This is a genomic window from Azospira sp. MPR-E4, from assembly GCF_058809645.1.
This window is the reverse complement of the sequence record NZ_JBXAST010000052.1, coordinates 1-22,818: the sequence shown is the minus strand read 5'-3', so window position 1 is coordinate 22,818 and position 22,818 is coordinate 1. Positions and strand designations below refer to the sequence as shown.

General features: G+C 64.2%; 27 protein-coding genes. 23 read left to right on the top strand and 4 right to left on the bottom strand.

What is annotated here, in order from left to right; all coding sequences use genetic code 11:
• Nucleotides 1-79: 79 nt before the first annotated feature.
• Nucleotides 80-673, bottom strand: coding sequence for a Maf family nucleotide pyrophosphatase (locus AC1RTA_RS13410; protein WP_205230001.1), 594 nt, complete (start codon nucleotides 671-673; stop codon nucleotides 80-82).
• 180 nt (nucleotides 674-853) lie between these two features.
• Here AC1RTA_RS13410 and AC1RTA_RS13405 point away from each other — a divergent pair, with 180 nt between their 5' ends.
• The 9 genes from AC1RTA_RS13405 (at nucleotide 854) to AC1RTA_RS13365 (ending at nucleotide 7,472) form a co-directional block, all read left to right on the top strand.
• On the top strand, nucleotides 854-1,330 hold the full coding sequence (locus AC1RTA_RS13405; RefSeq protein ID WP_492784973.1) for a YceD family protein: 477 nt from the start codon (nucleotides 854-856) through the stop codon (nucleotides 1,328-1,330).
• Nucleotides 1,331-1,350: 20 nt separating this feature from the next.
• Nucleotides 1,351-1,530 (top strand): 50S ribosomal protein L32, encoded by a 180-nt coding sequence (gene rpmF, locus AC1RTA_RS13400; protein WP_014237496.1) that lies wholly within the window; start codon nucleotides 1,351-1,353, stop codon nucleotides 1,528-1,530.
• 77 nt (nucleotides 1,531-1,607) lie between these two features.
• Nucleotides 1,608-2,648: a phosphate acyltransferase PlsX gene (gene plsX, locus AC1RTA_RS13395; protein ID WP_492784972.1), complete on the top strand. Its 1,041-nt coding sequence runs from the start codon at nucleotides 1,608-1,610 to the stop codon at nucleotides 2,646-2,648.
• Nucleotide 2,649: 1 nt separating this feature from the next.
• Nucleotides 2,650-3,609: a beta-ketoacyl-ACP synthase III gene (locus AC1RTA_RS13390; protein WP_014237498.1), complete on the top strand. Its 960-nt coding sequence runs from the start codon at nucleotides 2,650-2,652 to the stop codon at nucleotides 3,607-3,609.
• A gap of 30 nt (nucleotides 3,610-3,639) precedes the next feature.
• Nucleotides 3,640-4,566: an ACP S-malonyltransferase gene (fabD, locus tag AC1RTA_RS13385; RefSeq protein ID WP_492784971.1), complete on the top strand. Its 927-nt coding sequence runs from the start codon at nucleotides 3,640-3,642 to the stop codon at nucleotides 4,564-4,566.
• 4 nt (nucleotides 4,567-4,570) lie between these two features.
• Nucleotides 4,571-5,311: a 3-oxoacyl-ACP reductase FabG gene (gene fabG, locus AC1RTA_RS13380; RefSeq protein ID WP_130458482.1), complete on the top strand. Its 741-nt coding sequence runs from the start codon at nucleotides 4,571-4,573 to the stop codon at nucleotides 5,309-5,311.
• 101 nt (nucleotides 5,312-5,412) lie between these two features.
• Complete coding sequence (gene acpP / locus AC1RTA_RS13375; protein ID WP_014237501.1) at nucleotides 5,413-5,649, top strand: acyl carrier protein; 237 nt, start codon at nucleotides 5,413-5,415, stop codon at nucleotides 5,647-5,649.
• Between the two features lie 126 nt (nucleotides 5,650-5,775).
• Nucleotides 5,776-7,008, top strand: a complete 1,233-nt coding sequence (fabF, locus tag AC1RTA_RS13370) for a beta-ketoacyl-ACP synthase II (RefSeq protein ID WP_014237502.1) — start codon at nucleotides 5,776-5,778, stop codon at nucleotides 7,006-7,008.
• 14 nt (nucleotides 7,009-7,022) lie between these two features.
• Nucleotides 7,023-7,472, top strand: coding sequence for a protein YgfX (locus AC1RTA_RS13365; protein WP_492784970.1), 450 nt, complete (start codon nucleotides 7,023-7,025; stop codon nucleotides 7,470-7,472).
• Here the strand turns inward: AC1RTA_RS13365 and nadB are convergent.
• Nucleotides 7,450-9,027 carry an L-aspartate oxidase gene (nadB, locus tag AC1RTA_RS13360; protein ID WP_130458485.1) on the bottom strand — a complete coding sequence of 526 codons (1,578 nt, stop codon included), beginning with the start codon at nucleotides 9,025-9,027 and terminating at the stop codon, nucleotides 7,450-7,452. The two genes, AC1RTA_RS13365 and nadB, sit on opposite strands and share 23 nt — an antisense overlap.
• Before the next feature lie 282 nt (nucleotides 9,028-9,309).
• On the opposite strand from nadB, the gene rpoE reads away from it, so the two are divergent.
• From rpoE to AC1RTA_RS13290, 14 genes are all read left to right on the top strand, one after another.
• Nucleotides 9,310-9,909, top strand: a complete 600-nt coding sequence (gene rpoE, locus AC1RTA_RS13355) for an RNA polymerase sigma factor RpoE (protein WP_014237505.1) — start codon at nucleotides 9,310-9,312, stop codon at nucleotides 9,907-9,909.
• A 112-nt stretch (nucleotides 9,910-10,021) separates the two neighbouring features.
• Nucleotides 10,022-10,453, top strand: coding sequence for a SoxR reducing system RseC family protein (locus AC1RTA_RS13350; RefSeq protein WP_492784969.1), 432 nt, complete (start codon nucleotides 10,022-10,024; stop codon nucleotides 10,451-10,453).
• 30 nt (nucleotides 10,454-10,483) lie between these two features.
• Nucleotides 10,484-11,929: a DegQ family serine endoprotease gene (locus AC1RTA_RS13345; protein WP_492784968.1), complete on the top strand. Its 1,446-nt coding sequence runs from the start codon at nucleotides 10,484-10,486 to the stop codon at nucleotides 11,927-11,929.
• Between the two features lie 4 nt (nucleotides 11,930-11,933).
• Nucleotides 11,934-12,188, top strand: a complete 255-nt coding sequence (locus tag AC1RTA_RS13340) for a glutaredoxin family protein (RefSeq protein WP_043798165.1) — start codon at nucleotides 11,934-11,936, stop codon at nucleotides 12,186-12,188.
• A 56-nt stretch (nucleotides 12,189-12,244) separates the two neighbouring features.
• Nucleotides 12,245-14,038, top strand: coding sequence for a translation elongation factor 4 (gene lepA, locus AC1RTA_RS13335; RefSeq protein WP_014237509.1), 1,794 nt, complete (start codon nucleotides 12,245-12,247; stop codon nucleotides 14,036-14,038).
• 11 nt (nucleotides 14,039-14,049) lie between these two features.
• Nucleotides 14,050-14,838 carry a signal peptidase I gene (lepB, locus tag AC1RTA_RS13330; protein ID WP_014237510.1) on the top strand — a complete coding sequence of 263 codons (789 nt, stop codon included), beginning with the start codon at nucleotides 14,050-14,052 and terminating at the stop codon, nucleotides 14,836-14,838.
• 61 nt (nucleotides 14,839-14,899) lie between these two features.
• Complete coding sequence (locus AC1RTA_RS13325; protein WP_492784967.1) at nucleotides 14,900-15,226, top strand: DUF4845 domain-containing protein; 327 nt, start codon at nucleotides 14,900-14,902, stop codon at nucleotides 15,224-15,226.
• Nucleotides 15,227-15,236: 10 nt separating this feature from the next.
• Entirely contained in the window at nucleotides 15,237-15,911 is a 675-nt protein-coding gene (gene rnc / locus AC1RTA_RS13320) for a ribonuclease III (RefSeq protein WP_492784966.1), read from the top strand.
• Nucleotides 15,908-16,801, top strand: a complete 894-nt coding sequence (gene era / locus AC1RTA_RS13315) for a GTPase Era (RefSeq protein ID WP_014237513.1) — start codon at nucleotides 15,908-15,910, stop codon at nucleotides 16,799-16,801. Before rnc ends, era begins: the two co-directional genes overlap by 4 nt.
• Nucleotides 16,802-16,831: 30 nt before the next feature.
• Nucleotides 16,832-17,545 (top strand): DNA repair protein RecO, encoded by a 714-nt coding sequence (gene recO / locus AC1RTA_RS13310; RefSeq protein WP_130458491.1) that lies wholly within the window; start codon nucleotides 16,832-16,834, stop codon nucleotides 17,543-17,545.
• 67 nt (nucleotides 17,546-17,612) lie between these two features.
• Entirely contained in the window at nucleotides 17,613-18,365 is a 753-nt protein-coding gene (locus AC1RTA_RS13305) for a pyridoxine 5'-phosphate synthase (protein WP_492784965.1), read from the top strand.
• Between the two features lie 180 nt (nucleotides 18,366-18,545).
• A complete protein-coding gene (gene acpS, locus AC1RTA_RS13300) occupies nucleotides 18,546-18,935 on the top strand; it encodes a holo-ACP synthase (protein WP_014237516.1) in 390 nt (129 codons plus the stop codon).
• A complete protein-coding gene (gene nagZ, locus AC1RTA_RS13295) occupies nucleotides 18,932-19,957 on the top strand; it encodes a beta-N-acetylhexosaminidase (RefSeq protein ID WP_492784964.1) in 1,026 nt (341 codons plus the stop codon). The genes acpS and nagZ overlap by 4 nt, the downstream gene beginning before the upstream one ends.
• 29 nt (nucleotides 19,958-19,986) lie before the next feature.
• The gene (locus AC1RTA_RS13290; RefSeq protein ID WP_492784963.1) at nucleotides 19,987-20,832 is read left to right on the top strand and encodes a DNA ligase; all 846 of its coding nucleotides are present in this window, start codon (nucleotides 19,987-19,989) and stop codon (nucleotides 20,830-20,832) included.
• A 165-nt stretch (nucleotides 20,833-20,997) separates the two neighbouring features.
• On the opposite strand, the gene efp is transcribed toward AC1RTA_RS13290, so the two are convergent.
• Nucleotides 20,998-21,555, bottom strand: a complete 558-nt coding sequence (gene efp, locus AC1RTA_RS13285; RefSeq protein WP_014237519.1) for an elongation factor P — start codon at nucleotides 21,553-21,555, stop codon at nucleotides 20,998-21,000.
• Nucleotides 21,556-21,659: 104 nt separating this feature from the next.
• A complete protein-coding gene (earP, locus tag AC1RTA_RS13280; protein WP_492784962.1) occupies nucleotides 21,660-22,817 on the bottom strand; it encodes an elongation factor P maturation arginine rhamnosyltransferase EarP in 1,158 nt (385 codons plus the stop codon).
• Nucleotide 22,818 lies beyond the last annotated feature (1 nt).

Below are 22,818 nucleotides of genomic sequence, written 5' to 3'. Positions count from 1 at the left end.
GGGTGGGACCCAGAGGCACCGGAATCAGGAAGAGGGTGCCGCGAGGGAGGGGCTGGGGGGCGCTCATGGCGATGCGTCCTTAAAGAATAGGGAAGGCTTCGGCTCTCAGCATGTCGCAGAGGGCGATCAGGGGCAGTCCGATGAGGGCGTTGGGATCGTCCCCCTCCATTTTGGCGATGAGGCTGATGCCCAGCCCTTCGGCCTTGGCGCTGCCGGCGCAGTTGTAGGGAGTCTCGGCGCGCAGGTAGCGCTCGATCTCGCCGTCGCTCAGCTGGCGGAAGGTGACCAGGGTCGGGATGCCCCGGACCTGGGTGCGACCGGTACTGCTGTTGTAGAGGCACAGGCCGGTATAGAAGTTAACCGTGCGCCCCCGCATCTGCTGCAGTTGTGCCACGGCGCGCTCATGGTTGCCCGGTTTGCCGAAAACCTGCCCATCCAGGCAGGCCACCTGGTCGCTGCCGATGATCAGTGCATCGGGGTGTTGGGCAGCCACGGCTCTGGCCTTGGCTTCGGAAAGGCGCAGTGCGGTCTGCTCCGGGCTCTCGCCTGCGAGCGGGGTTTCGTCTACTGCTGGGTTTTCCGTGGCAAAGGGCAGGCGCAGGCGGGCCAGGAGTTCCCGGCGAAAAGGAGAGGTGGAAGCCAGAATCAGGGCGGGCTGGGGCAGTGTGGGCATTAGAAATGGAGAGGTGAATTCGGGCAGAAAAGCGCTGCCCATGAGGGGGAATGAGGCGGTGCGGTAAAAAACGCGGATAAGTCTTTGCCTTTGTTGTTGAAACCCTAATTTCGGCCCGCGTTTTTCTTTGACATGCAAAGCCGAAAATAATATCATCCGCGCCTTATGTCGCAACAGGTTGTGATCGATAGTCTGGCTTTTGCGCGTGACGCCCGTCGTTTGGAAGGTGATCTCGCCATGGCCGACATGCCCCGGGTGCATGATCTGCTGACGGAAGTCAGCGGTACTGTGCACTACCGGCTTACCGGCCGGATCGGCGCGCTGGGCAAGCCCCAGTTGCTGCTGCAGTTGGATGGCTTCGTGCCGCTGCGTTGTCAGCGCTGCATGGAGCGCCTGGATTTTCCGCTTCACGTCGAGTCCGTACTCGAGTTGGTGGAAAGTGAGGCCGATCTGACCCAGGAGGATCTGGAAGATGATTCCAGGGACTTTCTCCCGGCGGAAAAGAAACTCGATGTACTGGCGCTGATCGAGGACGAGGTCATTCTCGCCCTGCCGGTGGTGCCGCGTCACGATAGTTGCAGCCTCCCCGGAGGCGGCGAGAAATCGGTGAAGGAATCTCCCTTCGCCGTGCTTGCCGGCCTCAAGGGTAAGGCTTAATGATTTTTTAGGAGCTAGTTATGGCCGTTCAACAGAACAAAAAGTCCCCGTCCAAGCGTGGCATGCATCGTTCCCACGACTTCCTGACCACCCCCGCTACCGCCGTTGAACCCACCACCGGCGAAGTGCACCTGCGTCACCACATCAGCCCCAACGGTTTCTACCGCGGCAAGAAGGTCACCAAGGCTAAGGGCGAGTAATCCCCTTAGACGAGGCAGGCAGTTCCCCGCGAGGGGAGGACTGCCTGCCTTTTCTTTTACCCAATTCGAGTCCTCGGATGGGAATCACCATTGCTATCGATTGCATGGGCGGGGACCACGGTCCCAACGTCACCGTGCCGGCTGCGCTCGACTTCTTGAGCTGCAACGCGGACGCCCGTGTCATTTTGGTCGGCCTGGAGGAAAAACTCCGGGCGATCCTGCCTGCTCCCGTGCCGGAACGGGTCGCCATCCGCCATGCGTCCGAAGTGGTGGCCATGGACGAGCCGCCAGCTCTGGCCCTGCGCAACAAAAAAGACTCTTCCATGCGGGTTGCCATCAACCTGGTCAAGGAAGGGGAGGCGGACGCCTGTATTTCCGCCGGCAATACGGGGGCCCTGATGGCCATTTCCCGTTTCGTTCTGAAAATGTTGCCCGGTATCGACCGGCCTGCCATCTGCGCCGTGCTGCCTACGGTCAAGGGCCATGTCCATGTGCTGGACATGGGGGCCAACGTGGACTGCTCGCCGGAGCACCTGCTGCAGTTCGGCATCATGGGGGCCATGCTGGTGGCCGCCGTGGATCACCGCGAGCAGCCGACGGTGGGCATTCTCAACATCGGCGAAGAAGACATCAAGGGCAATGAGGTGGTCAAGCAGGCCGCCGAGTTGCTGCGCAATTCGGGTCTCAACTTCATCGGTAACGTCGAAGGTGATGGCGTGTACAAGGGTGAGGCCGAAGTCGTGGTTTGTGACGGCTTTGTCGGCAACGTGGCCCTCAAGACGTCCGAAGGCCTGGCCCAGATGTTGTCCACCTTCCTGCGGCAGGAGTTTGGACGCAACCTCTTTACCAAGCTGGTTGCCCTTCTGGCGCTACCGGTGCTCAAGGGCTTCAAGCGCCGCGTCGATCATCGTCGCTACAACGGTGCCAGCCTGCTCGGGCTCAAGGGCATCGTCGTCAAGAGCCATGGCTCGGCCGATGCCTACGGTTTCCGCCACGCCATCGAACGGGCTGCCGAGGAAGCAAGGGGGCAGGTGTTGAGCCGCATTGCCGACCAGGTTGCCCGTCACGTTTCCAGTTCCTCTCAAGCGGCTGCCGTAGCGGCCCAGGAGTCTGCCTAATATGTATGCCAAGATTACCGGGGTCGGCAGCTATCTGCCGGCCCAGGCCGTGAGCAACGACGATCTGGTGGCCCGCGGGGTCGATACCAGCGACGAATGGATTGCCACCCGTACCGGTATTCGTAATCGGCACCTGGCGGAACCCGGCCAGACCTCCAGCGATCTCGGTTTCGAAGCGGCTCGCCGGGCTCTGGAGATGGCCGGCGTGGATGCGGCCGAACTGGACCTGATCATCGTCGCCACCTCCACTCCCGATTTCATCTTCCCCAGCACCGCCTGTCTGCTGCAGAGCAAACTGGGCAACAAGGGGGCAACCTGCTTCGACGTGCAGGCCGTCTGCGCCGGCTTTGTCTATGCGCTGAGTATTGCGGAGAAGTTCGTCCGCTCCGGCTCCCACAAGAAGGCACTGGTGGTTGGCGCCGAAGTTTTCTCCCGCATCCTGGACTGGAACGACCGGGGTACCTGCGTGCTCTTCGGCGACGGCGCCGGTGCCGTGGTGCTGGAAGCCTCCGATGCACCCGGCATCCTTGCCACCGCCCTGCATGCCGACGGCAGCCACCATGGCATTCTTTCGGTGCCCGGCAATGTGGCCGGCGGTGCGGTGATCGGCGATCCCTTCCTGCGCATGGATGGCCAGGCCGTGTTCAAGTTCGCCGTGCGCGTCCTTGCCGACGTGGCGGCCGAGACCTGCGCGGCCGCCGGGGTGGCGACTTCCGATGTGGATTGGCTGGTGCCGCACCAGGCCAATCTGCGCATCATCGATTCCACCGGCAAGAAGCTGGGCATCCCCAGCGACAAGGTGGTGGTGACCGTGGACCGCCACGGCAATACTTCCGCTGCATCCGTGCCCCTGGCGCTGGATACGGCAGTGCGCGACGGACGCATCCAGCGCGGACAGAAGGTGCTGCTGGAAGGCGTCGGCGGCGGCTTCACCTGGGGCGCCGTGCTGTTCCAGTTCTAACTGCATTCAAGCTCTCAGAGGTTAATTCCCATGGCTTTTGCGTTCGTATTTCCCGGTCAAGGTTCCCAGGCAGTCGGCATGATGGCGGCCTACGGCGACTCCGCCGTGGTCCGTGCCACGTTCGATGAAGCATCCGCCGCCTTGGGCGAAGACCTGTGGCAGATGGTGGCCGAAGGTCCGGCCGAAGTGCTGTCCCAGACGGTGAATACCCAGCCTGTCATGCTGACCGCCGGCATCGCCGCCTGGCGCCTGTGGCTGGACAAGGGTGGCAAGGTGCCGGCCGTTGTCGCCGGCCACAGTCTGGGTGAGTATTCCGCCCTGGTGGCTGCCGGCGTACTGCAGTTCAAGGACGCCGTGCCCCTGGTGCGGCTGCGGGCCGCCGCCATGCAGGAGGCCGTGCCTCTTGGCACCGGCGCCATGGCCGCCATTCTCGGCCTGGACGACGACGGCATCCGTGCCGCCTGTGCCGAAGCGGCCCAGGGCGAGGTGGTGGAACCGGTCAATTTCAACGCTGCCGGCCAGACCGTCATCGCCGGCCACAAGGCCGCCGTGGAACGGGCCATGGAAGTGTGCAAGACCAAGGGCGCCAAGCGCGCCGTGGCCCTGCCGGTGTCCGCCCCGTTCCATTCCTCCCTGATCCGTCCGGCCGCCGACAAGCTGGCTGCGCGCCTGGCGGAACTGGAATTGCAGGCGCCCCGTATTCCCGTGGTCAATAACGTGGATGTGGCCGTGGAAAACGATCCTGCCCGCATTCGCGATGCCCTGGTGCGTCAGGCCTATAATCCGGTGCGCTGGGTCGAGACGATCCAGAAAATGGCTGCCATGGGCGTCACCGTGGTGGCAGAATGCGGTCCCGGCAAGGTGCTGTCCGGCCTGACCAAGCGCTGTGCCGATGGCGTCAATGGTGTGGCCCTGGCCGACCTGGCTGCCATCGAAGCCAATATCAACCTGGAGTAAAACCATGCTGCAAGGACAAATTGCCCTCGTTACCGGTGCTTCCCGGGGTATCGGCAAGGCAGTGGCTCTGGAACTGGCCCGCCTGGGTGCCACCGTGGTTGGCACCGCCACCAGCGAAGACGGCGCCGGCAAGATTTCTGCCTACCTCGCCGAGGCCGGTGCCAAGGGGCGCGGTGCGCTCCTCGAAGTGCGTGACCAAGCCCAGGTGGATGCTCTGATCGCCGCTCTGGAAAAGGAGTTCGGCGCAGTCTCCATTCTCGTCAACAATGCCGGCATCACCCGGGACAACCTGGCCATGCGCATGAAGGACGACGAGTGGGATGCGGTCATCGACACCAACCTGAAGGCCGTCTTCCGCCTTTCCAAGGCCGTCATGCGCGGCATGATGAAGGCCCGCGCCGGCCGCATCATCAATATCACTTCCGTGGTCGGCCATGCCGGCAATCCGGGGCAGGCCAATTACTGCGCGGCCAAGGCCGGCGTTTCCGGCATGACCCGTTCCCTGGCCCGGGAGCTGGGCAGCCGCAACATCACGGTCAACTGTGTCGCCCCTGGCTTCATCGATACCGACATGACCAAGGCTCTGGACGACAAGCAGAAAGAAGGTTTGCTGGGTAACATTCCCCTGGGCCGCCTCGGCAGCCCGGAGGACATCGCCGCCGCCGTAGCCTTCCTGGCCTCCCCGGCCGCAGGCTACGTGACCGGCAGCACCATCCATGTCAACGGCGGTATGTATATGGATTAATGGCGGTTTTCCGCCTGAGGATCCCGCGTTTTGTAAGCGCGGGGCGTTTTGGTAAAATAAGCAAGTTTGTCTGATACCCGATAACAGGGAAGGAGTCCTGAATGGAAAACCTGGAACAGCGCGTTAAGAAGATCGTTGCCGAGCAACTGGGCGTCAACGAAGCCGACATCAAGACCGAGTCCTCCTTTGTGGATGACCTGGGTGCCGACTCTCTGGATACCGTCGAGCTGGTGATGGCCCTCGAAGAAGAATTCGAGACCGAGATCCCCGACGAAGACGCCGAGAAGATCACCACCGTGCAACAAGCCATCGATTACGTTCTGTCCCACAAGAAGTAATCACCCGGGTACGGGACTTCCCTGCCAACCGGCGCCTTCGTGGCGCCGGTCCAGCATTGATGCAGGGAGCCCGCCCTTCTGCAGTATTCTGTATCACCTCTCCCCTCATTCTTTCCGGAGCTAAAGTTGGCACGTCGTCGCGTCGTCATCACCGGGCTGGGGCTTGTTTCCCCGGTCGGTAACAGCGTTGAAGAAGCTTGGCAAAACCTCCTGGCCGGTCGCTCCGGTATTACTGCCATCACCAAGTTCGATGCATCCACTTTCCCCACCCGCATTGCCGGGGAAGTGAAGAACTTCGATATCGGCACCTACATTTCCGCCAAGGACGCCCGCCGCATGGATACCTTCATCCATTACGGCATGGCGGCCGGCATCCAGGCCATCAAGGATGCCGGGCTTGAAGCCAATCCGGTCGATGCGGAGCGCATCGGCGTGGCGATCGGTTCCGGCATCGGTGGCCTGCCCCTGATCGAGAACACCAAGGACGATTACATCGCCGGCGGTGTGCGCAAGATTTCCCCCTTTTTCGTTCCCGGTTCGATCATCAACATGATCTCCGGCAACCTGTCCATCCTGTATGGCTACAAGGGTCCCAATATCGCCGTGGTGACCGCCTGTACCACCGGCACCCACAACATCGGCGAAGCTGCCCGCCTCATCGAGTACGGCGATGCCGACGTGATGATTGCCGGCGGTGCCGAGTCCACCGTGACCCCCCTGGGCATGGGCGGCTTCTGCGCTGCCCGGGCCCTGTCCACCCGCAATGACGATCCCACCACCGCCAGCCGGCCCTGGGACAAGGATCGTGACGGCTTCGTGCTGGGCGAGGGTGGCGGCGCCATGGTGCTGGAAGAGTATGAGCACGCCAAGGCCCGGGGCGCCCGCATTTATGCGGAGCTGGCAGGCTACGGCATGAGCGGCGATGCTTACCACATGACCGCTCCCAGCACTGATGGCCCGAAGCGTTCCATGCTCAATGCCCTGCGTAATGCCGGCGTGAACCCGGACCAGGTGCAGTACCTGAATGCCCATGGTACTTCCACGCCCCTGGGCGACAAGAACGAAACCGATGCCATCAAGCTGGCCTTCGGCGATGCCGCCAAGGGCCTGGTGGTGAATTCCACCAAGTCCATGACCGGCCACCTGCTGGGCGGCGCCGGCGGCATCGAGTCCATCTTCAGCGTCCTGGCGGTGCATCACCAGGTTTCCCCGCCCACCATCAACATTTTCGAGCAGGATCCGGAATGTGATCTGGACTACTGTGCCAACACGGCTCGGGAAATGAAGATCGACGTGGCCCTGAAGAACAACTTCGGCTTCGGCGGCACCAACGGTTCCCTGGTGTTCAAGCGCATCTGACCGAGACCAACGGGATGAGGTTGCCGCTGCTTCTGCAACTGCAACCCTCCCGCCGCCTGGCAATGCTGTTCGTTGCCTTGCACGCCGCCGCTTCTGGCGGCGTTTTCATTTTGGGCTGGAATATCTGGGCGACGCTTGGCCTGCTGGCCTTGCTGCTCGTTTCCCTGGCCTTCACCCTGTGGCGCCACTATGGGCGGCATCCAGCCTGGGTACGCCTGGGGCAGAAGGGGGAGCTGGCCTGGGGCCAGGGGGAAAAGGAAAGTCCCCGGCTGCGGTTGCTGCCGGGGACTTGCTGGCGTCATCTGGTGGTGCTGCGCTATCGCCTGGAGCAGGAGGACGGGTCCTGGTCCCGTCCCCATGCCGTGTGCCTGCTGGCGGACAGCCTGGCCGATGAGGCGTCGTTCCGCCAGCTGCGGGTGTGGCTGGGCTGGCGGGCCAAATTCAGGGACGACGGGATTTTCTGAGGATGGTGTTGCGCGGCTTGGGTAGCAGGCCGGGGTAGTCGCGGCTGAAGTGCAGGCCGCGGCTTTCCTTGCGTTTGAGGGCGCAGCGGACGATCAGGTCGGCCGTCACCACCAGATTGCGCAGTTCGATGAGGTCGTGGCTGACCCGGAAGTGGGTGTAGAACTCGTTGATTTCCCGCATCAGCAGGCGGATGCGGTGCTGGGCCCGCTGCAGGCGCTTGGTGGTGCGCACGATGCCGACGTAGTCCCACATGAAGCGGCGCAGTTCATCCCAGTTGTGGGAAATGACGATTTCCTCATCCGGGTCGGAAACCCGGCTTTCATCCCACTGGGGCAGGGCAGGGATGGCGACCTTGGGCTGGGCCTTGATGTCGGCCACGGCCGCTTCGGAGAAGACCACGCATTCCAGCAGGGAGTTTGAGGCGAGACGGTTGGCGCCGTGCAGGCCGGAGCAGGAGGCTTCGCCGGCAGCGTAGAGGCCGGCGATGTCGGTGCGGGCCTTGAGGTCGGTGATGATGCCGCCGCAGGTGTAGTGGGCGGCCGGCACCACCGGGATCGGGTCCTTGCTGATGTCGATGCCCAGTTCCAGGCAACGGGCGTGGATGTTGGGGAAGTGCTCCAGCAGGAATTCCTTGGGCTTGTGGGAAATGTCCAGGAAGACGCAATCCAGGCCCCGCTTTTTCATCTCGAAGTCGATGGCCCGGGCCACCACGTCCCGCGGCGCCAGTTCCGCCCGCGGGTCATGGTCGGGCATGAAGCGGGTGCCGTCCGGCAGGCGCAGAATGCCGCCTTCGCCCCGCACTGCCTCGGAAATGAGGAAGGATTTGGCCTGGGGGTGGTAAAGGCAGGTGGGATGGAACTGGATGAATTCCATGTTGGCCACCCGGCATCCGGCCCGCCAGGCCATGGCAATGCCGTCACCGGTGGAGGTGTCCGGATTGGTGGTGTAGAGATAGACCTTGCCGGCGCCGCCGGTGGCAATCATGGTGGCCTGGGCGCCGATGGTGCTGACTTCGCCGCTGCGGGTGTCCAGGGCATAGGCGCCGTAGCAGCGCTGCTCAGGCAGGCCCAGCTTGGCGCCGGTGATGAGGTCGATGGCGATGTGCTGTTCCAGCACCGTGATGTTGGGATGCTGGCGCACCTTGCGCGTCAGGGTGTCCTGTACCGCCAGGCCGGTGGCATCTGCCACATGGATGACCCGGCGGGTGCTGTGGCCGCCTTCCCGGGTCAGGTGGTAGCCCTTTTCGTCCTTGGTGAAGGGGACGCCCTGCTCGATCAGCCAGTCGATGGCCCGCCGCCCGTTTTCGACGACGTAGCGGGTGGCCTTGGCGCCGTTGAGGTGGCCGCCGGCTTCGAAGGTGTCGCGGATGTGGGCTTCGATGGAATCCTGGCTGTCCAGCACGGCGGCAATGCCGCCCTGGGCCCAGGCGCTGGCACTGTCTTCCAGGCTGCGCTTGCTGATGAGGCCGACCTTGTGGGTGTCCGCCAGGCGAAGGGCGGCGGACTGTCCTGCCAGGCCGCTGCCGATGATGAGTACGTCAAAATGCTGGACCACGATGCGCTTTCTTGGTGTGCGGCTTGCATCCGCGACCGAACTGGACCGCGGGGACCGTAGGGCTGACAACTATAGCACGAGAGGGGCGCCGGGGCTTGTAGGCCGGCCGTTGCCGCATCCGGGCTGGTGGCTCGCGGCGGCTTACGGGATTTCCCCACGGGGCGGGTGGGTCGTGGCCCGGCGTGGCTTGCGTTATACTTCGGCTGCCTGTGGTGTGCGATGGAGCGCGATGAGGCGCTTTTCCGCCATCACCCCTAATCCTTACAAAGGTATTCATACAGCATGAGCGAACGCGAGATTGACCAAAAGCTGGTCGAGCGGGCGCAATCCGGCGACAAAAAGGCCTTCGAGCTGCTGGTGGCCAAGTACCAGCGCAAACTGGGCCGCCTCCTGTCCCGATTCATCCGTGACCCGGCCGAGGTGGAAGACGTGGCCCAGGAAGCCTTCATCAAGGCTTACCGGGCCTTGCCTTCCTTCCGCGGCGACAGCGCGTTCTACACCTGGCTGTACCGTATCGGCATCAATACGGCCAAGAACTATCTGGTGGCCCAGGGCCGCCGGGCGCCCACTTCCACCGAGTTCGACTCCGAAGAGGCGGAAACCTTCGATGACGGCGAGCAGCTGCGGGACATCAACACGCCGGAGAATCTGCTGCTCTCCAAGCAGATCGGCGAGACGGTGAATGCGGCCATGGATGCCCTGCCGGAAGAACTGCGTACCGCCATCATGCTGCGGGAGCTTGAAGGCCTGAGCTACGAAGAAATCGCCAAGATCATGGATTGTCCCATCGGCACCATCCGTTCCCGCATCTTCCGGGCCCGGGAGGCGGTGGCGACCAAGCTGCGTCCCCTGCTCGACACCACTCCCGACCGGCGCTGGTAGGCTGTAGCGCTTTCGCCGCCGGATTCCTTCTCCGGTCCGGGGCTCCGTCAGCCGTGATGGCCTGGTGCAAAGGCGGGCAAAATTCCTTTTCCCACATGTTTGAGCTTTCCCCATGATTGAAACCCAAGCAACCGTGACGGCGCTGGAAGGCGACTATGCCCTGGTGGAGGCCAGTCAGGGCGGTTGCGGGCGCTGCCATGAGCAGGGCGGTTGCGGCGGCAACAATGCCTCCCAGCTTTTCTGTCACGGGCCGCGCCACTTTCGCGTACTCAATCCGCTGGGTGTGAAGGTGGGCGAGAAGGTAGTGGTGGGGGTGCCGGACGGGGCCGTCTCCCACAGCGTCCTGGTGCTCTACCTGCTGCCCCTGGCGTTGCTGGTGCTCGGCGCCGTGGCCGGCGCCGCGCTCATGCCCGGGGCCCGGGACGCGGCTGCTGCCGCAGGCGCCCTGTTCGGAGGGCTCCTGGCCTGGTTCCTGGCGCGTCGCCTGCAGGCCAGGGATGTCCAGTCCCCTCGCTTTCAGCCCGTCATCCGCCAACGTCTCTGAGGTATCCCCATGTCCAGGAGTCGCTCTGCCATGAAACGTCTTGTCGTCCTCCTGTATCTCTGCTGCCTTGCAGCAGTCGCCCAGGCTGCCGATAGCCGGGGCCTGCCCGACTTTGCCGACCTGGTGGAAAAATACGGCAATACGGTGGTCAACATCAGCACCACCCAGGTGGTGCGGCAGAAGCGGGGAGTCATGCCATTCCCCTTCGACGAGGACGACCCCCTGTTCGATTTCTTCCGCCGCTTCGGGCCTTCCGGCCCCTTCGGCCAGGGGCAGCCCGGCGGCGCCGTGCCCCGGGAGTTCGAGAGCAAGTCCCTGGGGTCCGGCTTCATCATCAGCGGTGACGGCTACGTGCTGACCAACGCCCACGTGGTAGACCAGGCCGACGAAATCACCGTGCGCCTGACCGACAAGCGGGAATTCCGGGCCAAGGTGATCGGCGCCGACAAGCGCACCGATGTGGCCCTGATCAAGATCGAGGCCAGCAACCTGCCTGCGGTCCGCTTCGGCGACCCGGCCGGGCTGAGGGTAGGGGAGTGGGTGGTGGCTATCGGTTCCCCTTTCGGCTTTGACAATTCGGTGACGGCCGGCATCGTCAGTGCCAAGGGGCGCTCCCTGCCCCAGGAGAACTACGTTCCCTTCATCCAGACCGACGTGGCCATCAATCCCGGCAATTCGGGCGGCCCCCTGTTCAACATGAAGGGCGAGGTGGTGGGCATCAATTCCCAGATCTACAGCCGCTCCGGCGGTTACCAGGGAATCGCCTTCGCCATTCCCATCGATGTGGCCATGGACATCCAGGGTCAGCTGCGGGCTTCGGGCAAGGTCAGCCGGGGGCGTATCGGTGTGGTGATCCAGGAAGTGACCAAGGAACTGGCCGATTCCTTCGGCCTGGCCAAGCCCGCCGGCGCCATCGTCAATGCGGTGGAGCCGGGTGGTCCGGCAGAAAAGGCCGGGGTCGAGGCGGGCGATGTGATCCTCCGTTTCGACGGCAAGGCCGTGGGCGCTTCCAGCGACCTGCCGCGATTGGTGGGCGCCACCCGGCCCGGTTCCCGGGTGTCCCTGCAGGTCTGGCGCAAGGGCGCAGCCCGGGACCTGACCCTGACCGTGGCCGAAATGCCGGCGGACGACAAGGCCGATGGCAAGGCGGCCAAGAAAGGCAAGGCTGTCGAGCCCCAGGTGAATCGCCTGGGCCTGGTGGTGTCGGAGTTGTCGGCCGAGCAGCGGCGCGAGCTGAAGGTGGCCGGCGGCCTGCTGGTCGAGGACGTGCGGGGTGCTGCGGCCCGCTCCGAGCTGCGGCCCGGGGACATCATCCTGGCCCTCATCAGCAAGGGAGTTACCAGCGAACTGCGTTCGACGGAGCAGTTCAACCGGCTGTTGGCCCAGTTCGACAAGGGTGCCAACGTGACCTTGCTCATCCGCCGGGGCGACATGCAGACCTTCGTCACGGTCAAGGGGCTCAATGGTGGCAACTGAGCCGATGCTGCAGACCAGGCCTGTCCTGCAGCTCCTGGGGCGGGTCTATTGCCATCTGTGCCATGACATGGAGGCGGCCCTGGCACCGATTGCCGACGAATATGGCGCCGCCGTCGAGGTGATCGATGTGGACGAGGACGAGTCCCTGGAGCAGCGCTGGGGCGAACTGGTGCCCGTGTTGCTGCATGGCGGCGAAGAGATTTGCCACTACTTCCTGGACGAGGCAGCAGTCCGTGAAGTTTTGGCCAAAATCCGCTAGAATCCGCGCTTTCCGGCCAAATTCAAAAGGGTGCTGCACAGCACCCTTTTTACCATATGCAACACATCCGCAATTTTTCCATCATCGCCCACATCGACCACGGCAAATCCACCCTGGCCGACCGCATCATCCACCTCTGTGGCGGCCTTTCCGACCGGGAAATGGAAGCCCAGGTGCTCGACTCCATGGACCTGGAGCGGGAGCGCGGCATCACCATCAAGGCCCAGACGGCCGCCCTCAGTTACAAGGCGCGGGACGGCCAGGTCTATAACCTGAACCTGATCGACACCCCGGGGCACGTGGACTTCTCCTATGAAGTCTCCCGCTCCCTCTCCGCCTGCGAAGGCGCCCTGCTGGTGGTGGATGCCTCCCAGGGCGTGGAAGCCCAGACCGTGGCCAACTGCTATACGGCCCTGGACCTGGGGGTGGAGGTGGTGCCGGTGCTGAACAAGATCGACCTGCCGTCGGCCAACCCGGATGGTGCCCGTCAGGAAATCGAGGACGTCATCGGCATCGACGCCACGGATGCCGTCCTGGCCTCGGCCAAGACCGGCCTGGGGGTGGAGGATATCCTGGAAGCGGTGATCGCCAAGATCCCGCCTCCCGTCGGCGACCCCGAGGCGCCGCTGAAGGCCCTGCTGATTGACTCCTGGTTCGACAACTACGTCGGCGTGGTGATGCTGGTCCGTGTCGTGGACGGGGTGCTCAAGCCCAAGGACAAGATTCGCCTGATGTCTACCGGCGCCGTGCATCTGTGCGAACAGGTCGGCGTGTTCACCCCCAAGTCCCTGGCGCGCAACGAACTGCGGGCCGGACAGGTGGGTTTCATCATTTCCGGCATCAAGGAACTGCATGCCGCCAAGGTGGGCGACACCGTCACCCTGGTGGAGCGTCCCGCCGCCGAGGCGCTGCCCGGCTTCAAGGAAATCAAGCCCCAGGTGTTCGCCGGCCTCTACCCGGTGGAATCCAACCAGTACGACCAGTTGCGCGACTCCCTGGAGAAGCTGCGCCTCAACGATGCTTCCCTGCAGTTTGAGCCGGAAGTCTCCCAGGCCCTGGGCTTCGGCTTCCGCTGCGGCTTCCTCGGCCTGCTGCACATGGAAATCGTGCAGGAGCGCCTGGAGCGGGAATTCGACCAGGACCTGATCACCACCGCGCCCACCGTGGTTTATGAAGTGGTGATGCGGGACGGTTCCGTGGTCCAGGTGGAGAACCCCTCCAAGCTGCCGGAAGTGGGCAAGTTCGATGAAATCCGCGAACCCATCATCACGGCCACCATTTTTGTGCCCCAGGACTATCTGGGCAGCGTCATCACCCTGTGCAACGCCAAGCGCGGCAACCAGGTGGACATGCACTACCACGGCCGCCAGGTGAAGCTGGTCTATGAAATGCCCATGGCCGAAGTGGTGATGGATTTCTTCGACAAGCTGAAGTCCGTCTCCAGGGGTTATGCCTCCCTGGACTACGAGTTCAAGGAATACCGGGCTGCCGACGTGGTCAAGGTGGACATCCTCATCAACAGCGAAAAGGTGGATGCCCTGTCCATCATCGTGCACCGGGCCAACGCTCCCTACCGGGGCCGGGAACTGGCGGCCAAGATGCGCGAGCTGATTCCGCGCCAGATGTACGAAGTGGCCATCCAGGCCGCCATCGGCTCCAACATCATCGCCCGGGAAAACGTCAAGGCCATGCGCAAGGACGTGCTGGCCAAGTGTTACGGCGGCGACATCACCCGGAAGAAGAAGCTGCTGGAGAAGCAGAAGGCCGGCAAGAAGCGCATGAAGCAGGTGGGCAGTGTGGAGATTCCCCAGGAAGCCTTCCTCGCCGTGCTGCGCGTCGATAGCAAGTAAAGGACATCGTCTTGAATTTCGCTCTGATCCTCTTCCTGCTGCTGCTGGCCAGCGGCGCCATCTGGGCCGTGGATTCCCTGTGGCTGGCCAAGCGGCGCCCGGCTGGAGCCAAGGACCCCTGGTGGGTGGAATACGGTGCCGGCTTTTTCCCGGTGATCCTGGTGGTGTTCGGCCTGCGCTCCTTCGTGGTCGAGCCCTTCAAGATTCCCTCGGGCTCCATGATTCCGACCCTGCTGGTGGGCGATTTCATCCTGGTGAACAAATACACCTACGGCATCCGCCTGCCGGTGATCAACAAGAAGATCATCGAGGTGAGCCAGCCCCAGCGCGGCGAAGTCATGGTGTTCCGTTTCCCTGAGGATCCGTCCCTGGATTACATCAAGCGGGTGGTCGGGGTGCCGGGCGACAAGGTGGCTTATCAGAACAAGCGCCTGTCCATCAACGGCAAGCCCCTGGACATCCAGCCCCAGGACGATTTCCTGCATTCGGAGCGGCTGTACTACTCCAAGCAGTACAGCGAAGTCCTGGGGGCGGTGGACCACCGCTTCCTCAACGACGACGATGCGCCGGCCTTCATCCGCGACGCCTCCCAGTTTCCGGGCCGGGAGAATTGTATTTACAATAACGCGGGCGTCATCTGTACGGTGCCGCCGGGACACTACTTCGTCATGGGCGACAACCGGGACAACAGCCGGGATAGCCGGGCCTGGGGTTTCGTCCCCGACGAGAACATCGTCGGCAAGGCTTTTTTCATCTGGTTCAATTTCAACGACCTGAGCCGCATCGGCCGTTTCAACTGAGTTACGGGAGAGCGCAATGCTGAGTAAGCATCAACGGGGGGTGAGTCTTTCCGGGTTGCTGATGTGGGCTGTCATCCTGGTGGTGGTGGCGGTGTTTGGCATGAAGGTGGTGCCGGCCGTGATCGAATACCAGAAAATTGTGCAGAACCTGAAAGCCATGTCTTCCGGCGGGCAGCTTAACGGGGCCACGGTCAGCGACGTGCGCAAGGCCTTCGATCGGCGTGCCGACGTGGACAGCATTTCCGCCATTACCGCTGCTGACCTGGAAATCTCCAAGGATGGCAATGACGTGGTGATTTCCTTCTCCTACGCCAAGAAGATTCCCCTGGCTGGTCCGGTCAGCCTGTATATCGACTTCAAAGGCAGCAACAAGGGCAAGGGTGACTGAGAAAATCCGTTTGACGGCTCCCCAGGCCGCGTTTTCCCGTCGCCTGGGCCATGAATTTGCCGATCCCTCCCTGCTGCGCACGGCACTGACCCACCGCAGCCACAGTTCGCCCCATAACGAGCGCCTGGAATTCCTCGGCGACAGCATCCTCAACTGCGTCGTCGCCCACCTCCTGTTCGAGCGTTTCCCCCAGCTGCCCGAGGGCGACCTGTCCCGGCTGCGGGCCAATCTGGTGAAGAAGGATACCCTCCACGAACTGGCCCTGGGGCTGGATCTGGGGGAACAGTTGCGGCTCGGAGAAGGGGAGTTGAAGAGCGGTGGCCATACCCGCCCGTCGATCCTGGCCGATGCCCTGGAGGCCCTGTTTGGCGCCGTTTACCTGGATGCGGGCTTCGACCGTGCCAAGGTCGTGGTGGGCAACCTGTTTACGGCCAAGCTGGACGCCATCGCTCCCGATCAGCCGATCAAGGACCCCAAGACCCGCCTGCAGGAATTCCTGCAAGCGCGGCGCCAGCCCTTGCCGGTCTATACCCTGGCGGCCACCGACGGCCAGGCCCACCTGCAGCAGTTCAGGGTGCTGTGCGAGGTTGCCTCTGCCGCCCTGCAAACCGAAGGTCAGGGCAGCAGTCGCCGCGCTGCCGAACAGGAGGCCGCCTCGCGGGCTCTGGAGAAACTCAAAGCATGAATACCGAAAAGCAAATCCGTTCCGGCTACGTGGCCATTGTCGGCCGCCCCAACGTGGGCAAGTCCACCCTGCTCAACCGCCTGGTGGGGGAGAAGATTTCCATCGTCTCCCGCAAGGCCCAGACCACCCGCCACCGCATCACCGGCATCCTCACCAACGACGATGCCCAGTTCGTCTTCGTCGACACCCCGGGCTTCCAGACCGAACACACCAACGCCCTCAACCGGGCCATGAACCGGGGCGTGACCCAGACCCTGGCGGATGTGGACGTGGTGCTGTTCGTGGTCGAGGCCGGCCGTTTTGACGCCAAGGACAAGGCCGTGCTCAAGCTGTTGCCGGAAGACCGGCCGGTGATCCTGGTGGTGAACAAGGTGGACAAGATCGCCGAGAAGGAAAAGCTGCTGCCTTTCCTGGCCGCAGTCACCGCCGAGCGCAGTTTCACCGCCGTGGTGCCGGTTTCCGCCACCAAGGGCAAGCAGCTGGAGCAACTGCTGGCCGAAGCCCGCCAGTATCTGCCCCATGAAGAACTGCTGTTTGCCGAGGACGAACTGACCGACCGCAGCGAGCGGTTCCTGGCTTCCGAATACATCCGGGAAAAGCTGTTCCGCCTGCTGGGCGACGAACTGCCGTATTCCACCACGGTGGAAATCGAGAAGTTCGAGGTGGAAGGCAATCTGCGCCGCATCTACGCCGCCATCGTGGTGGACCGGGATGGCCACAAGGCCATCGTCATCGGCAAAGGCGGCGAGACCATCAAGCGCATCGCCACCGAGGCCCGCCAGGACATGGAAAAGCTGTTCGACGGCAAGGTCTACCTGGAAGTGTGGGTCAAGGTGAAGTCCGGCTGGAACGACGACGAGCGCCTGCTGCGCAGCCTGGGCTACGAGTAAGCGTCTTTTCCTCCCCTTCGGGCTTTCGCCATGCAACGGCAAAAGGTAGACGGCCAGCCCGCCTACGTCCTCCATACCTATCCCTTTCGGGAAACCAGCCTCATCGTCGAGGCCTTCACCCGGGATTTCGGCCGGGTGGCCCTGCTGGCCCGGGGCGCCCGACGGCCTCGTTCCGCCATCCGCGGCCTGCTGCTGGGTTTCCAGCCCCTGGAGGTCTCCTGGGCAGGCAAGGGCGAAGTGCTGACCCTGATGAAGGCCGAATGGCAGGGCGGCCAGCCGCTGCTGGCCGGCCACGCCCTTTTTTGCGGCTATTATCTGAACGAACTGCTGCTGCACCTGCTGCCCCGGGAAGACGCCCACGAAGCCCTCTACGCCGCCTATGCCGAAACCCTGCGCTGCTTTGCCGACGGCGTGCAGGAGGCGGACCTGCGCCGCTTCGAAAAATCCCTGTTGCAGGAACTGGGCTATGGCCTGACCCTGGCCACGGATGCGGAGGGCAGGGCGGTGGAAAGCGCCGGCCACTATGCCTACCAGATCGAGCGGGGGCCGGTACGCTTGTCCCGGCCCGGCGATTCGGCCCTCTCGGTGTCGGGCAAGACCCTGCTGGACCTGGCCCACGAGGATTTTTCCGATACCCGTTCCCTGGCTGAGGCCAAGCAGCTGATGCGGGCTTTGATGGCCCATTACCTGGACGGCAAGCAGTTGGAGACCCGGAAGATTTTCCGGGAGTTGCAGGAACTCTGAGGCAGACGCTTCTCGGCGGCTACCCTGAAGTCGACACTTTGCAGCAGGAATATTGAGGTTTAACACCATGAGCATCGAACTCGGCGTCAATATCGACCACGTGGCCACCATCCGCCAGGCCCGCCGCACCTACGAACCGGACCCGGTGTGGGCCGCCGTGGAAGCCCAGCTGGGCGGGGCCGACGGCATCACCGTGCACCTGCGGGAAGACCGCCGCCACATCTGCGACCAGGACGTGGAGCGCCTCAAGCTCACCACCCAGATCAAGCTCAACCTGGAAATGGCGGCCACCGACGAAATGGTGGGCATCGCCTGCCGCCTCAAGCCCGAAATGGCCATGCTGGTGCCCGAAGGCCGCCACGAGGTGACCACCGAAGGCGGTCTCGATGTAGCCGGCCAGGAAGCCCGTCTGAAGGACGTGGTGGCCCGCCTGGCCGATGCCGGCATCGTCACCAGCGTCTTCATCGATGCCGAACTGCCCCAGGTGGAAGCGGCCGCCCGCATCGGCGCCAAGGTCTGCGAAATCCACACCGGCCCCTACGCCCACGCCTTCTACAACCAGGGGCGGGATGAGGAAAGCCCGGCCGTGCTGGCCGAACTGGCCAAGGTGCGGGCGGCCGGCGAGGCCATCCGGGGTCTCGGCATGCGCTTCAACGCCGGCCACGCCCTCAACTACTACAACGTCCAGCCCATCGCCGCCCTGGCGGGCATCAAGGAGCTGCACATCGGCCACGCCATCGTCAGCCGCGCCGTCTTCGTCGGCCTGCGGGAAGCGGTGCGGGAGATGAAGCAGCTGCTGCTCGGTGCGGCGGGGCGGTAAAGGCGAAGCCACAGAGGGCACAGAGAACACAGAGGGTGAACCGTCTCCGGTGCAAACTCGGTGGGACGACTCATCGCTCAGGTCTCAGCATTCAGGTCAATAAACTATGTGCTTTCGTTTTTCTCGGTGATCTCTGTGTCCTCTGTGGCTAAAAATGGACTCCTCAGTGGCTAAGAAAACATGATCCACGGCATCGGCACCGACATCGTCGCTGTCTCCCGTCTCGGCGAGTTCTACGCTCGCCACGGCGAGCGCAGCCTGGACAAGCTGCTGACTCCGGCGGAGCGGGAGGAATTCGCCCGTCTGCCCGAGGCCGGCCAGACCCGTTTCCTGGCCAAGCGCTTCGCCGCCAAGGAAGCCTTCGGCAAGGCCCTGGGTACCGGCATCCGGGCCCCGGTGCTGCTGCCGGCCATCGGCGTCGGCCACGATGCCCTGGGCAAGCCGGTCCTGGAACTGGCCCCGGCCGTTGCCGCCCTGCTGGCCGAGCGCCGGCTGGTGGCCCATCTTTCCCTCAGCGACGAGCAGGATTACGCCGTCGCCTTCGTCATTCTGGAACAGACCCAGCCATGAACGCTCCCCGACAACTGCCCCCGGGCCCGGTGATGATCGACATCCAGGGCCTGGTCCTGACCGATCTGGACCGGGAACGCCTGACCCACCCCCTGGTGGGCGGCCTCATCCTGTTCAGCCGCAATTACGAAAGCCCGGAGCAGCTCAGTGCCCTCTGCGCCGAGGTCAAGGCCCTGCGCAGTCCCCAGTTGCTGATTGCCATCGACCACGAAGGCGGCCGGGTGCAGCGCTGTCGGCCAGGATTCACGGCCATTCCCGCCATGGGCAAGCTGGGCGCCTTGTGGGATGCGGCACCTGGCGAGGCCATCGCTGCGGCCCAGGACCTGGGCTATGTTCTGGCCGCCGAGCTGCGGGCCCGGGGCGTGGATTTCTCCTTCACTCCGGTGCTGGACCTGGACTACGGCCGCAGCACGGTAATCGGCAGCCGTTCCTTCCACCGCCAGCCCGAAGCCGTGGTGCAACTGGCCGGCGCCCTGATCCAGGGCCTCAGGCAGGCCGGCATGGGCTGCTGCGGCAAGCACTTCCCCGGCCACGGCTGGGTCCAGGCCGACTCCCACGTGGCCATTCCGGTGGATGAGCGGGACTGGGACAAGGTCCTGGCCGACATGGAACCCTTCCGTCGCCTGGCCCTGGATGCGGTCATGCCGGCCCACGTGATTTATCCGGTAGTCGACGAAAAATCAGCTGGATTTTCAAATTACTGGATAAATTATTTAAGAACTAACTTGAAGTTTGACGGCGTCGTTTTCAGCGACGATCTGTCCATGGAGGGGGCCTCCGTTGCCGGCGACGTGGTGGCCCGGGCCCAGGCGGCCTGGAGTGCCGGCTGCGACATGCTGCTGGTGTGCAATGCGCCGGAAGCGGTGGGCCAGTTGCTGGAGCGCTGGCAGCCGGCCCTGGACCCGGTCCGGGCCGCCCGGGTGCAGCGCCTGCTGCCTCAAAAGTCTTCCCCGGATTGGGCCGACCTCCAGGCCGATCCGGTCTACCAGCGCGGCGTAGCCGCCGCCGGGCGCCTCGCCTGAAACCGGGCAGCCAGGCGGGAGCATTCACCATGATCCGCCGCCTGCTGCTCCTGCTTCTCTCCCTTGGCTGGAGCCCGCTGTGGGCCCAGTCCTCCACCGTTCCGCCGCCGCCCCTGCTCCTGGCCGAAACCTACACCGGCCAGGAGGACGTGGCCGCCTACTGGGTTAGTGAAAAGCTGGACGGGGTAAGGGCGGTCTGGGACGGCCAGATGCTGCGCTTTCGCAGCGGCCGCCCGGTGGCGGCGCCGGCCTGGTTTGTCGCGGCGCTGCCGGCCACGCCCCTGGATGGGGAATTGTGGGCCGGGCGCGGCCATTTCGAGCGGCTCTCGGCCACGGTGCGGCGGGAGGTGCCGGACGACGCCGAATGGCGGCAGGTGCGTTACATGGTGTTCGAACTGCCGGGTGGGGAGGGCGCTTTCAGCGAGCGGCTGCAGCGCCTGCAAGCGCTGGTGGCCGGCGCCCGGGTGCCCTGGCTGCAGACGGTGGAGCAGTTCCGCCTGGCGAACAGGGCCCAGTTGCTGGCCCGGCTGGAGGAAGTGCGGCGGGGTGGTGGCGAAGGCCTGATGCTGCATCGGGCCGATGCGCCCTATGTCACCGGCCGCAGCGAGGTGCTGCTCAAGGTGAAACCCTGGCTCGATGCGGAGGCCCGGGTGGTGGCCCATCTGCCGGGCAAGGGCCGCTACGCCGGCATGCTGGGGGCGCTGCGGGTGGAGATGGCCGATGGCCGCCGGTTCAGCCTGGGTACCGGCTTTTCCGCCGCAGAGCGGCGTCAGCCGCCGCCCGTGGGGGCCCTGGTCACCTACCGCTACCGGGAGCTGACGGGCACGGGCCTGCCCCGTTTTGCCAGCTACTGGCGCCTGCGGCAGGACTTCTGAAGGCCGGGTGGGCTGACAGGCAGGCTGGGCGGGGGCTGCGGCGATGCCATGCCGGAGAATGGCTTGGAATAAGCGCCCCGGGCCGGCATGGGGAAATGGCCGCAACCGGTGGGCAAAGAAAAAGGGCTGCCGCGGCAGCCCTTTTTGCTGGAACCCGGGGAAGGATTACTTCACGCGGTTCTTGTATTCGTCGGTGCGGGTGTCGATTTCGATCTTGTCGCCGATTTCCACGAAGGCGGGAACCATCAGCTCGAAGCCGGTGCCGATCTTGGCGGGCTTCAGTACCTTGCCGGAGGTATCGCCCTTGACGGCGGGTTCGGTGTAGGTCACTTCGCGCACCACGGAGTTGGGCAGTTCGACGGAGATGGCCTTCTCGTTGTAGAACACCACTTCACAGGCCAGGCCGTCTTCCAGGTACTTGAGGGCGTCGGTCATGTTGTCGGCTTCGATGTCGAACTGGTTGTAGTCGGCATCCATGAAGACGTACATGGGATCGGCGAAGTAGGAGTAGGTCACTTCCTTGCGATCCAGCTGGACCACTTCGAACTTTTCGTCGGCCTTGTACACTGCTTCGCTGGCGGCGCCGGTCAGCAGGTTCTTCATCTTCATCTTGACCACGGCAGCGTTGCGGCCGGACTTGTTGTATTCGGTCTTCTGGATCACCAGGGCTTCGGGGCCCACCATGATCACGTTGCCGGAGCGGAGTTCTTGGGCGGTCTTCATCGTCAATCCTGCGGAAAATAATTTGAGGGTCTGGCCAAGGAAGCGAGGGGGCGCAAGAAGTTAAAACGCGACCCGAAAGCCCAAGCCAAAAATAAAGCGCGTGATTATAGCTTGTTTCGGCAAAAACGCGCCAAGGATTCCGCCAGGTCCGGGCGATTTTCCTGCAAATCGCTCCATTGGCGGCCGTGGGCCAGCAAGGTCGGCAGCTGCCGCTCGAATGCGGGCCAGCAGGCTCCGGGTTGGGCGGGGTCGAGACCGTTCCAGGCGCGCCAGAAGGTGCGCAGGGCCTGGGCCGCGGCCGTCTCCAGGCCCTCGCTGTAGGCTTCGAGGAAGGCCTCCAGCTTGGGCTCGTGGGCGTTTTCCTCCTGGGGATAGATCTGCCATACCAGGGGCCGGGCGGCCCATTGGGCGCGGACGAAGGAATCCTCGCCGCGGACGAAGTTGAGGTCGCAGGCCCACAGCAGCCGGTCGTAGTCGGCCTGGGGCAGGAAGTCCATCAGCACCAGGCGCAGGGAGCCCACCTGCAGCCGGTCTCCGGCCCGGGTCAGCCGGCCGCCGCTCCAGGCGGTCACTTCCGGCAGGGCCGGCCCCAGGGGCATGAAGCACAGGGTCGGGGAGGGGGCCTGGGCCCAGGCGTCCAGCAGACTTACCACGGGGAGGTGGCCGTAGCAGAAGAGGGACACCACCCGCTCCGCCGCCGTGGGGGTGGTGCCGAGGCGCTGCCAGAGTGCCTTTCGGGCCAGGGGATCGGCCTGGAAGTCCTGCCGCTGGCCGATCAGCGCCTGTTCCCGCAGCAGGCCGCCGGTACGGGCGTCGAAACCGGGGAAGAAGAAGTACTTGAGCAGGGGCAGGCGCGGGTGGGGCGAGGCCAGGCCGTGGCAGTGGCTGGCCCAGTCCTCCGCCGTCAGGTATTCCAGGTTGATCCACACCGGCGGCCGGGGCGCCCGGGCCATGGCGGCCAGGTAGTTTTCCGGCAGTTCGCAGGCGAAGGCTTCCACCACCACCTGGGCTGCCTCCACCTGGGCGAAATCGCTGGCCCAGCGCTGCACGGTGACGCCGGCCACCGTCTGGCAATCCCGCTGCACCTGCAACTCGGGGCAGAGGCGGGCGAAACTGGCCAGGTCGTCCACCCACAGGCGCACGGCAAAGCCGTGCTCCGCCGCCAGTTGCCGGGCCAGGCGCCAGCAGACGCCGATGTCGCCGTAGTTGTCCACGACGGTGCAGAAAATATCCCAGGACAGGCTGGGGCGGGCGGGCGCCAGG

Coding starts and splice junctions, on each gene's coding strand:
- AC1RTA_RS13410 (WP_205230001.1), bottom strand. CDS start 673: ATGCCCACACTGCCCCAGCCCGCCCTGATTCTGGCTTCCACCTCTCCT.
- rpmF (WP_014237496.1), top strand. CDS start 1,351: ATGGCCGTTCAACAGAACAAAAAGTCCCCGTCCAAGCGTGGCATGCAT.
- plsX (WP_492784972.1), top strand. CDS start 1,608: ATGGGAATCACCATTGCTATCGATTGCATGGGCGGGGACCACGGTCCC.
- AC1RTA_RS13390 (WP_014237498.1), top strand. CDS start 2,650: ATGTATGCCAAGATTACCGGGGTCGGCAGCTATCTGCCGGCCCAGGCC.
- fabD (WP_492784971.1), top strand. CDS start 3,640: ATGGCTTTTGCGTTCGTATTTCCCGGTCAAGGTTCCCAGGCAGTCGGC.
- fabG (WP_130458482.1), top strand. CDS start 4,571: ATGCTGCAAGGACAAATTGCCCTCGTTACCGGTGCTTCCCGGGGTATC.
- acpP (WP_014237501.1), top strand. CDS start 5,413: ATGGAAAACCTGGAACAGCGCGTTAAGAAGATCGTTGCCGAGCAACTG.
- AC1RTA_RS13365 (WP_492784970.1), top strand. CDS start 7,023: ATGAGGTTGCCGCTGCTTCTGCAACTGCAACCCTCCCGCCGCCTGGCA.
- rpoE (WP_014237505.1), top strand. CDS start 9,310: ATGAGCGAACGCGAGATTGACCAAAAGCTGGTCGAGCGGGCGCAATCC.
- AC1RTA_RS13350 (WP_492784969.1), top strand. CDS start 10,022: ATGATTGAAACCCAAGCAACCGTGACGGCGCTGGAAGGCGACTATGCC.
- AC1RTA_RS13345 (WP_492784968.1), top strand. CDS start 10,484: ATGAAACGTCTTGTCGTCCTCCTGTATCTCTGCTGCCTTGCAGCAGTC.
- AC1RTA_RS13340 (WP_043798165.1), top strand. CDS start 11,934: ATGCTGCAGACCAGGCCTGTCCTGCAGCTCCTGGGGCGGGTCTATTGC.
- lepA (WP_014237509.1), top strand. CDS start 12,245: ATGCAACACATCCGCAATTTTTCCATCATCGCCCACATCGACCACGGC.
- AC1RTA_RS13325 (WP_492784967.1), top strand. CDS start 14,900: ATGTGGGCTGTCATCCTGGTGGTGGTGGCGGTGTTTGGCATGAAGGTG.
- era (WP_014237513.1), top strand. CDS start 15,908: ATGAATACCGAAAAGCAAATCCGTTCCGGCTACGTGGCCATTGTCGGC.
- recO (WP_130458491.1), top strand. CDS start 16,832: ATGCAACGGCAAAAGGTAGACGGCCAGCCCGCCTACGTCCTCCATACC.
- AC1RTA_RS13305 (WP_492784965.1), top strand. CDS start 17,613: ATGAGCATCGAACTCGGCGTCAATATCGACCACGTGGCCACCATCCGC.
- acpS (WP_014237516.1), top strand. CDS start 18,546: ATGATCCACGGCATCGGCACCGACATCGTCGCTGTCTCCCGTCTCGGC.
- nagZ (WP_492784964.1), top strand. CDS start 18,932: ATGAACGCTCCCCGACAACTGCCCCCGGGCCCGGTGATGATCGACATC.
- AC1RTA_RS13290 (WP_492784963.1), top strand. CDS start 19,987: ATGATCCGCCGCCTGCTGCTCCTGCTTCTCTCCCTTGGCTGGAGCCCG.
- efp (WP_014237519.1), bottom strand. CDS start 21,555: ATGAAGACCGCCCAAGAACTCCGCTCCGGCAACGTGATCATGGTGGGC.